At 66.3% G+C, this 8,554-nt stretch carries 9 protein-coding genes; 2 read left to right on the top strand and 7 right to left on the bottom strand.

Annotation, left to right across the window (positions count from 1 at the left end; all coding sequences use genetic code 11):
- Positions 1–1,494, top strand: a 1,494-nt coding sequence (locus tag GJ693_RS11535; protein WP_156256452.1) for a Do family serine endopeptidase, incomplete at its 5' end; no start/stop codon positions are given.
- Between the two features lie 61 nt (positions 1,495–1,555).
- Here GJ693_RS11535 and GJ693_RS11530 read toward each other — a convergent pair.
- The 6 genes from GJ693_RS11530 to GJ693_RS11505 form a co-directional block, all read right to left on the bottom strand.
- Entirely contained in the window at positions 1,556–1,945 is a 390-nt protein-coding gene (locus tag GJ693_RS11530) for a hypothetical protein (RefSeq protein ID WP_156256451.1), read from the bottom strand.
- 62 nt (positions 1,946–2,007) lie between these two features.
- A complete protein-coding gene (locus GJ693_RS11525) occupies positions 2,008–3,162 on the bottom strand; it encodes an N-acetyltransferase (protein ID WP_156256450.1) in 1,155 nt (384 codons plus the stop codon).
- 42 nt (positions 3,163–3,204) lie between these two features.
- Positions 3,205–4,293 (bottom strand): LPS export ABC transporter permease LptG, encoded by a 1,089-nt coding sequence (gene lptG / locus GJ693_RS11520; protein WP_156256449.1) that lies wholly within the window; start codon positions 4,291–4,293, stop codon positions 3,205–3,207.
- Between the two features lie 6 nt (positions 4,294–4,299).
- Positions 4,300–5,517, bottom strand: coding sequence for an LptF/LptG family permease (locus GJ693_RS11515; RefSeq protein WP_156256448.1), 1,218 nt, complete (start codon positions 5,515–5,517; stop codon positions 4,300–4,302).
- An 86-nt stretch (positions 5,518–5,603) separates the two neighbouring features.
- Positions 5,604–6,821 carry a serine palmitoyltransferase gene (gene spt / locus GJ693_RS11510; protein WP_156256447.1) on the bottom strand — a complete coding sequence of 406 codons (1,218 nt, stop codon included), beginning with the start codon at positions 6,819–6,821 and terminating at the stop codon, positions 5,604–5,606.
- 4 nt (positions 6,822–6,825) lie between these two features.
- Positions 6,826–7,077 (bottom strand): acyl carrier protein, encoded by a 252-nt coding sequence (locus GJ693_RS11505; protein WP_156256446.1) that lies wholly within the window; start codon positions 7,075–7,077, stop codon positions 6,826–6,828.
- Between the two features lie 89 nt (positions 7,078–7,166).
- Here GJ693_RS11505 and GJ693_RS11500 point away from each other — a divergent pair, with 89 nt between their 5' ends.
- Positions 7,167–7,691, top strand: a complete 525-nt coding sequence (locus tag GJ693_RS11500) for a Pycsar system effector family protein (protein ID WP_156256445.1) — start codon at positions 7,167–7,169, stop codon at positions 7,689–7,691.
- Here the strand turns inward: GJ693_RS11500 and GJ693_RS11495 are convergent.
- Positions 7,686–8,554: NAD-dependent epimerase/dehydratase family protein (locus GJ693_RS11495; RefSeq protein ID WP_156256444.1), on the bottom strand; the 869-nt coding region annotated here is incomplete at its 5' end. The two genes, GJ693_RS11500 and GJ693_RS11495, sit on opposite strands and share 6 nt — an antisense overlap.

Raw genomic sequence — 8,554 nt, 5'->3', positions numbered from 1 at the left:
GCCCCCGCGCCGCAGCCGGCGCAGAATGCCGTCGCCCCGGCCGTGGCGATCATGCCGCCCGGCGGCGCGCCGCGCAGCTTTGCCGATCTCACCGCCCGCCTGGCCCCGGCGGTGGTGAACGTTTCGACCACGCAGAAGGTGGAAATCGGCCGCATGCGCCGCTTCCCCGGCCAGCCCGGCGGCAACCCGCTGGAAGAATTCTTCAAGCGCTTCCAGGAACAGCAGGAAGGCGGCGAGCCGGTCACGCGCGAGGCGACCAGCCTCGGCTCCGGCTTCATCATCGCGCCCGATGGCTATATCGTCACCAACAACCACGTGATTTCGGCCGGCGAAGGCCGCAACCAGCCGGTGGAATCGATCACCGTCACCCTGTCGGACCGGCGCGAATACAAGGCGCGCGTGGTCGGCCGCGACCCGCTCACCGATCTGGCCGTGCTGAAGATCGAAGCCACCGGCCTGCCCTTCGTGCAGTTCGGCAACAGCCAGGCCGCGCGCGTGGGTGACTGGGCGATTGCCATCGGCAACCCGTTCGGCCTGGGCGGCACGGTGACAGCCGGCATCGTTTCGGCCCTGCACCGCGACATCGGTTCGGGCCAGTATGATCGCTATATCCAGACCGATGCCTCCATCAACCAGGGCAACTCCGGTGGACCGCTGTTCGATCTGAATGGCAATGTGATCGGCATCAACACGGCGATCTTCTCGCCCACCGGCGGCAACGTTGGCCTGGGCTTTGCCATTCCCGCCGAGCTGGCCAAGCCGGTCGTGGACCAGCTGCGCGCCAGCGGCACGGTGAAGCGCGGCTATCTGGGGGTCGCCATCCAGCGCCTGTCTTCCGATATCGCCGCGGGCCTGGGCCTGCCCAAGGACAAGGGTGAGATCGTCGCCAGCGTGGAGGCCAATGGCCCGGCCGCGCGCGCCGGCATCCGCCAGGGTGACGTGATCCTGACCGTGGGTGGCCGCGAAGTGGATTATGACAACAGCCTGTCTTACCTGATTGCCACCACGCCGATCGGCACCACCGTGCCGGTCGAGCTGATCCGCGACGGCAAGCGCATGAAGCTGAACGCCATCATCGCCCAGCGCCCGGCCGAGAACGTGGTCGCCGCCCGCGCCGGCCTGCCCGGTGACGATGATGACACGCCGGCCGATGATGACGCCGGCAAGTCCCCCGCCGTGGAAGCCGCCAAGGCCAGCCTGGGCATCACCCTGCAGCCGCTGACCCCGGTGCTGCGCCAGCAGCTTCAACTGGATGGCAAGGTGCAGGGCGTGGTGATCGCCGGCATCAACGCTTCGTCGGATGCGGCGACCAAGGGCCTGCAGCGCGGTGACATCATCCTGAAGATCGGCCAGAAGCCGGTGACCACCCCGGCCGAAGCCGCCGCCGCCGTGGACGCCGAACGCAAGGCCGGCAAGGACACGGTGCTGATGCTGGTCCAGCGCGGCAACACGCCGGCGCGCTACACGGGTGTGAAGCTGATCCCGGCGAAGTAAGCGCAGGGTTTACCGGGAACGAAGACGGGGAGCGGGCGACCGCTCCCCTTTTTCGTTACAGCTATCGGACAAGCCGCAATGGATGGTTGGGGTTGCGTCGGATGAAGTCCTCGACCTCCCTGAGATGATCCGGGAAGCGTTCGACCGAAGCCGACGGGAATTGCACGAACCGAAATCCGGCGCGCCACAACAGCTCCACCTTCTTCCACTGCTGCGCATCTGATTTCCGGGGTGCCTTGAAGGCTCTGCCCATCTCATGGAGCAGTGTTCTGCATTGCGGGCAAACCGCAGCCGTCTCCGGCCGGACTTTCCAAGACGTGCGGCAAGTGAAGCACGCATGCGCCACAAGGTTCTCTGGGCCGCGCGGCAGTGAAAGCGGCTGTGGCTTGCGCTGATCAGCGATCACCCGCCGTGCGGCAGCTCGGCGCATCTTCTCTCGTTCGCTGACCATGAGCCAAGGATGGCAGCAACGCCTGTCGCCCGCAATGTCGCCATAGGCGGGTGTGGAGGGCGTTACAGCGCCCGCTCAAACACCCGGTACGTCCGCGTCACATGGCTGTCGATGGCGTCGGCGATGGAGCGCATCGGGCCATTGTCGTCGAGGATCCAGCCGATCTCGCCTTCCGACGCGCCGAACTCCTCGACCGATGCGCGGCGGATATATTCGATCATCTGGAAGGCCATCAGGCTGGCGACGCGGTGGCCTTGCAGGGTCTTGCGGATGCCCATCAGCGGCACGCGCATGCGCTTCACGCGGGGTGCGCGCAGGCGCCAGAGCAATTTCGCCCAGCCGAAGGGGAACAGGCGGCCGTTCAGATCGCGGGTCAGCTCGTTGATGTCGGGCAGGGTGATCATGAAGCCGACGGGCTCGCCTTCATATTCGGCGATGCGGACCAGATTATCAAAGATGATCGGTTTCAGTTTCTTGCCGACATAGGCGATCTCGAGCGGCGTCAGCGGCACGAAGCCCCAATTGTCGGCCCAGGCATCGTTGAGGATGTCGAGGATCAGCGCGGCTTCCTGGTCGAACTTGGCCTTGTTCACCGGCCGCGTCACCAGCTTGGCGTTGCGTTCGGAAAAGGCGACGATGCGCTGCACCATCTCCGGGAAGGGCTGGGCGATGGGCAGCGACCAGGCGTGCATGTCCTTGACGCCCTGGTAGCCGCGCGCGGTGATCAGCCGCTCATAGTACGGCAGGTGGTGGCCCATCATCACGGTGGGTGGGCCTTCGAAGCCCTGCACGAGCAGGCCCGGCTCGTCCCAGATGGAGAGGCTGAATGGCCCCATGGCGCGGGTCATGCCCTTGGCCTTCAGCCAGTCTTCCGCGGTCTGCAACAGCGCGTCGGCGACAGCCTGATCATCGATGCATTCGAACATGCCCCAATGGCCGGTGCCGGGTCCCATCCCCGGCGCGCCTTCGGCAATCACAAGCTGATCGACTTGCGCCGAAATGCGGCCGACAACCTGGCCATCCTTCAACGCCAGCCAGAAGGCGGCTTCGGCATGGCCGAACCAGGGGTTGGACTTGAGGCCGCCAATCAGGCCGTGCACTTCGCTCTTCAGCGGGGGGACCCAGTGAGGATCATTGGCGTAAAGTCGCCACGGCAGATCGACGAAGGCCGTGCGGTCGGCGGCGGATTCAACGCGCTTGAGGGTGATCATGCTCATCGCCGCTGCTGATACGGAGCAATCACGGCAAAATGGCGGCGGTCACTCTTCGGTGCGGATCAGCACCGCCTCGCCGATCAGCAGGAACAGAAGGAACGGCGCCCAGGCCGCCATCAGCGGCGGCACCGTGCCGAAATTGCCCATCGCCAGCATGAAATTGTCGGCCACGAAGAAGGCGAAGCCCAGCGCCATGCCGATCACCGCGCGCACGAACAGCCGGCCGGAGCGGGCCAGGCCAAAGGCGGCGACGGCGCCGAGCAGCGGCATCAGCACAGCCGACAGCGGCCCCGAAATCTTGTGCCAGGCGGCGGCCTCCAGCACGTCAGTCGGCTTGCCGGCGGCGCGTTGTTCGCCGATCTGCGGCCACAAATCCCACAGCGCGACGAAATTGGGGTTGATGCTGCTGGTGTTGAACTGGCGCGGCACCACGTCGGTGGCGAAATCCAGCGCCGGCCGGGTTTCCATGCCGCCGCTGGCCACGTCGAACAGCCGCACCTTGTCCAGCTTCCAGCCGCCCTGCACCGGGGTCGCGCTGTCGGCCATCACCACCTGCATCAGGCGATTGTCGCGCCGGTCATAGATGGTGACGCCGGTCAGTCGTGTGCCGTTGCCATGGCCGGCGACGGCATCGGCCAGGAACAGGTCATCGCCGCCGCGCACCCAGCTCTGGGTGGATTTGGCCGCCGCCTTGGGCAGCTTTCGATAGTCCTGCTCCTGCCAGGCCTTCAGTGCGGCGCTGGCACGGGTGGCAATGCGTTCGTTCCAGACGAAATTGGCCGCCGCCACGCCGAGTGCGGCCACCATCAGCGGGGCGAGGATATGGTGTGCGGAAAGGCCAGCGCCCTTGAAGATCACCACCTCGCTGTTCTGGTTCAGCGTCGCCAGTGTCACCAGCGTCGCCAGCAACACCGAAAACGGCAGGAACAGCTGGATGATCTGCGGCGCGCGCAGGCTGATATAGACCCACAGGTCTGCCTCGGTATTGCCCGGCGCCGCCAGCACCTTGCCCGATTCCGACAAGAGGTCGAGCGATTGCAGGATCACGGTGAGGCCGATGATGAAGGCCGCCACGCGGATGAGGAACATGCGCGCCGTGTACCAGGCGATCGTCTTGGACGGGAAGAGGGCCATGCGCGCTTACCCGGCCGACAGCACGTCGTCGGCCCAGTTCTGGCGCCGCACCAGCTTGCCGGCGAGGCCGGAGAGGAAGCCAGTGATCTTGCCGAACCAGCGGTCGAGCGCGCCGATCGGCTGGCCGCCCGGCCGTTCCAGCACGCGGAACAGCCACAGCGCGAGGCCGAGGAACAGGGCATAGGGCACCCATTGCGCCAGCACCGGATCGACCCGGCCCAGCGAACCCATGCGCTCGCCATATTCGGTGAACTTGTGGAAGGTGACGAGCGCGATGATCGAGAGGAAGACGCCCAGCGCCGAGGTCGAGCGCTTGGGCGGTACCGCCATCGCCACCCCCAGGAAGGGCAGCACGAACATGATCACGCACTGCACGATGCGGCGGTTGAAGGTGGCCGACGCGCCGCGCTGCTCTTGCCTGTCTTTGCTGGTCATCATGGTGCGCAGCAATTCCGGCAGCGTCGCTTCCAGATTGCCCTCGCCGCGCTTCCTGAACGCCGCCATTTCCGGCAGCCGGATCGGCAGGTCATGCTGGGCAAAGCCCAGCACGCGCGGGGTCGCGCCGGGCTTGGGGCTGTGCACAAGCGTGCCATCGCGCAGGCGCAGCAGGATATATTCGGGATCATCAGTGGCGAGGAAAGTGCCGCGCGCCGCGGTGGCAGCGATGACCTGGCCATCCTTGCCGGCGGCGCGCACGAATAGCCCGCGCAGATCGGCGCCCTGGTTGCGCGATTCCTCCACGCGCAGCGTCATGCCGCCGCCCAGATTGGCAAATTCGCCGACCTTGATCGACGCGCCCAGCGCGCCCGAGCGCAATTCGAAGCGCAGATTTTCATAGGCATAGCGGGTGACCGGCTGCAGCCAGCCGACGATGCCGAAATTGACCAGGGCAAACAGCCCGGCAAAGACGAACGGCACACGCAGCAGCCGCTTGTAGGAGACGCCGACGGCGAGCAGCGTGTCGAGTTCCGACGACAGCGCCAGCCGGCGGAAGGCGAGCAGGATGCCGAGCATCACGCCGATGGGGATGCCCAGCGACAGATATTCGGGCAGCAGATTGCCCAGCATGCGCCAGACCACGGAAACCGGGCCGCCTTCGTTGATGACGAAATCGAACAGCCGCAGCATGCGATCGAGCACGAGCAGCATGGCCGCCACCACCAGCGTGCCGAACAGCGGCACGATGATCAGGCTGAACAGATAGCGATCGATGCGCTTGGTCACGCCGCGGCTTTCGTCCCTTTGCCGGGCGCGACGGCGACCGGGCGGCTATCCTATAGCCGCCCAGTCTTGCCCCGTCATGAAGGAAATCAGGCCGGCACCGCCAAGGGCAGGTTGCACATCTGCGCCGCCTGCTCGAACTTGCCGAGCACGGTGTCGATCTGGTCATCGGTATGCAGCGCGCAGATCGAGCAGCGCAGCAGGAACACGCCGGCGGGCGTGGCCGGCGGCCGGCTCATGTTCACATAGATGCCCAGCTCGATGAGGGTGGACCACATCAGCGCGGTCGCTTCCTGGTCGGGCATCAGCACCGAAACGATGGCGCTTTCCGGCGTGTCGGTGGCGAGGTTGAAGCCGCGCGCCTTCAGGCCGCCATGCAGCCGGCGGGTGGCTTCCCACAGCCGGGCGCGCTTGTCGGTCGCGGTCATCAGCTTGCGGATGGAGGTGGCGGCGCAGGCGACCACGGCGGGCGGCAGCGAGGCGGTGAAGGTGTAGGGCCGGCAAACGAGCCGCAATATCTCGAACTTCGGGTGGTTGGAGACGCAGAAGCCGCCGACCGTGCCGACCGATTTGGAGAAGGTGCCGACGACGAAATCGACATCATCGGCAACGCCCTGCTCTTCATAGACGCCGCGGCCATGCTCGCCGAAGAATCCCATGCCGTGGGCTTCATCGACCAGCACCATGCAGCCGTGCGCCTTGGCAATGGCGACGAGTTCGGGCAGCGGCGCGATGTCACCCAGCATCGAATAGACGCCTTCCAGCACGACGAGCTTGCCGGCCTCGGGCGGCAGACGCTTCAGCCGCTTTTCAAGGTCAGCCGCATCATTGTGGCGGAAGCGCACGATGTCGGCGTTGGACATCTTGCAGCCATCATAGATGGAGGCGTGACTGTCGGCATCGAGGATGATGAAATCGCCCTTGCCGGCCAGCGTCGAGACCATGCCGAGATTGGCCTGGTAGCCGGTAGAGAACACCATCGCGTGGGACATGCCATAGAAGTCCTTCAGCGCGTCCTCGCATTCCTTGTGGGTCTGGTAGGTGCCGTTGAGCACCCGGCTGCCGGTGGTGCCGGCGCCAAAATCGCGGATGGCGGCCTGGCCGGCGGCCACCACGTCGGGATCGAAGGTCATCCCCATGTAATTGTAGGTGCCGAGCAGGATGGTGTGCTTGCCCTTGATGATGGCTTCGGTGGGCGACAGCACCTTTTCCATGACGATGCCGAACGGATCGCGGATGCCGGTGGACAGGAGCCCGGCATGCTCGGCGATCAGCGGGTCGTACTTGGCGAGAAGATCAACAGTCATGCCTTCAGCCCTTCTTGGCCACCAGGCCGTACACGGCGTCCGCCACCTGGCCGATCGTTTCCAGATCGGGCAGCATGTTGAGCGGAATCAGGATGTCCCACTCGTCCTCCATGCTGGCGACCAGATCCATCACGGTCAGGCTGTCCATCTCCATGTCGCCAGCAAAGGTGGTGGTCTCAAGGAGCGCCACCTTCTTGGTGTTCAGGGGATCGATCAGCTCGATGATGCGAGCATAGACGCTGGCGCGGTCGGTCATGGTGGCTCCGGATTGTGGCTTTGCTGGCCCTTTGCCCCCACATCATGGCCAAATTGCGGAGCGGCGCGGTTGGTGTCATCATTCGCCCCATGGCCGAGACCAGCGATCCAGAGGCTGCCCCGCCCGGCGCACCACACGCCAATGCCATCCACATGATGCGCACTTGCCAAGCGCATCACGTTTCGCTGTCGGCGATGGCCGATCAGAAGGCCAGCATCATCATCGGGGTGAATTCGGTGGTGTTCGCGCTGGTGGTGCGGGAGGCGCCGCACAATCCGGCGCTGCTGGTGCTGGCCGCCAGTTCCGGGCTGGCCGCCGTGCTGTGCGTGCTGGCGGTGCTGCCCAAGCTGGGTGGCGGCCGGCAGGCGCCGGCGTCACCCAATCTGCTGTTCTTTGGCGGCTTCACCCAGATGAGCGAGGCGGAATGGCAGGCCTGGCTGGACCAGGTGGTCGCCGATGACCGCGCCATCCAGCACGCCATGGCGCACGTCATCTATCAGCTGGGCCAGGTGCTGGCGCAGAAGAAGTATAAATATCTCGGCTGGGGCTATCGCGTGTTCATCGCCGGGCTGGTCGCCACCTTCGCGCTGTTTGCGGGCCAGCTGCTGTTATAGCCAGCCGCGCCGGCGGTAGTCGCGCACCGTGTCGGCCATGCCGGCATCAAGGCTGATCTGTGGGTGCCAGATACCGGCCAGCCTGGCATTGCCGCCGCGCGCCACCCAATCAGGGTGAGCGAGATAGCGGGCGCGGTCGCGGCTGAGCTTGGGGAGTTGGCCCTGCCAGCCGGCCAGCCGCGTGGCGATGCCGGCGGCGACGTTGAGCAGGCCATCGCCGATCGGGATCATCCTGATGCGGGCCTTGCCCAGCGCGCGGCCGATGGCGGCGGCGTGATCGGCGTGCGCGTAGCCACCGGAAGCATCGTCGATCTCGAGGATCTCGCGGCTCGGCCCGCTTGTCGCGAGCGCCAGCAGCGCGAGGGCGAGATCGTCGACGTGGATAAGGCTGATACGCGCCGTGGGGCCACCAGGGGCGAGGCCGAGGCCCAGCCTCGCCAGACTGAACAGGTCGCGCATTTCGGCGTCGCCGGGGCCATAGACGCCGGGCGGGCGGATGATGATCCAGTCGCCTGCGCGCTGCTGCACTTGGCTGTCGCCTTGCGCCTTTGACGCGCCATAGAGCGACAGGCCCGGCTCGCGCGCGGCGAGGCTGGAGACATGGACGAAGCGCGGCACGCCGGCCGCCGCGGCCAGGACATTGGCGGTGCCCGTCACATTGCCGGCGCGGAAGCCGGCCTCATCAGCGGCGTTCACCACGCCGGCGATGTGCAACACGGCGGCTGCGCCGTCGCACAGGCGGGCGAGAGCGCGAGTGTCGGTGAGATCGCCCAGCACCCACTCGATGCCGGGCTGCGGTGGCTGCGGGCGGCGGGTGAGGGCGCGGATGGGGCGCTCCGCGAGCGCCAGCACGCGGCGGCCGA

This window comes from Sandarakinorhabdus oryzae, from assembly GCF_009733735.1.
GTDB classification, from domain to species: Bacteria; Pseudomonadota; Alphaproteobacteria; order Sphingomonadales; family Sphingomonadaceae; genus Sandarakinorhabdus; species Sandarakinorhabdus oryzae.
This window is presented reverse-complemented; position numbering and strand designations above follow the sequence as displayed.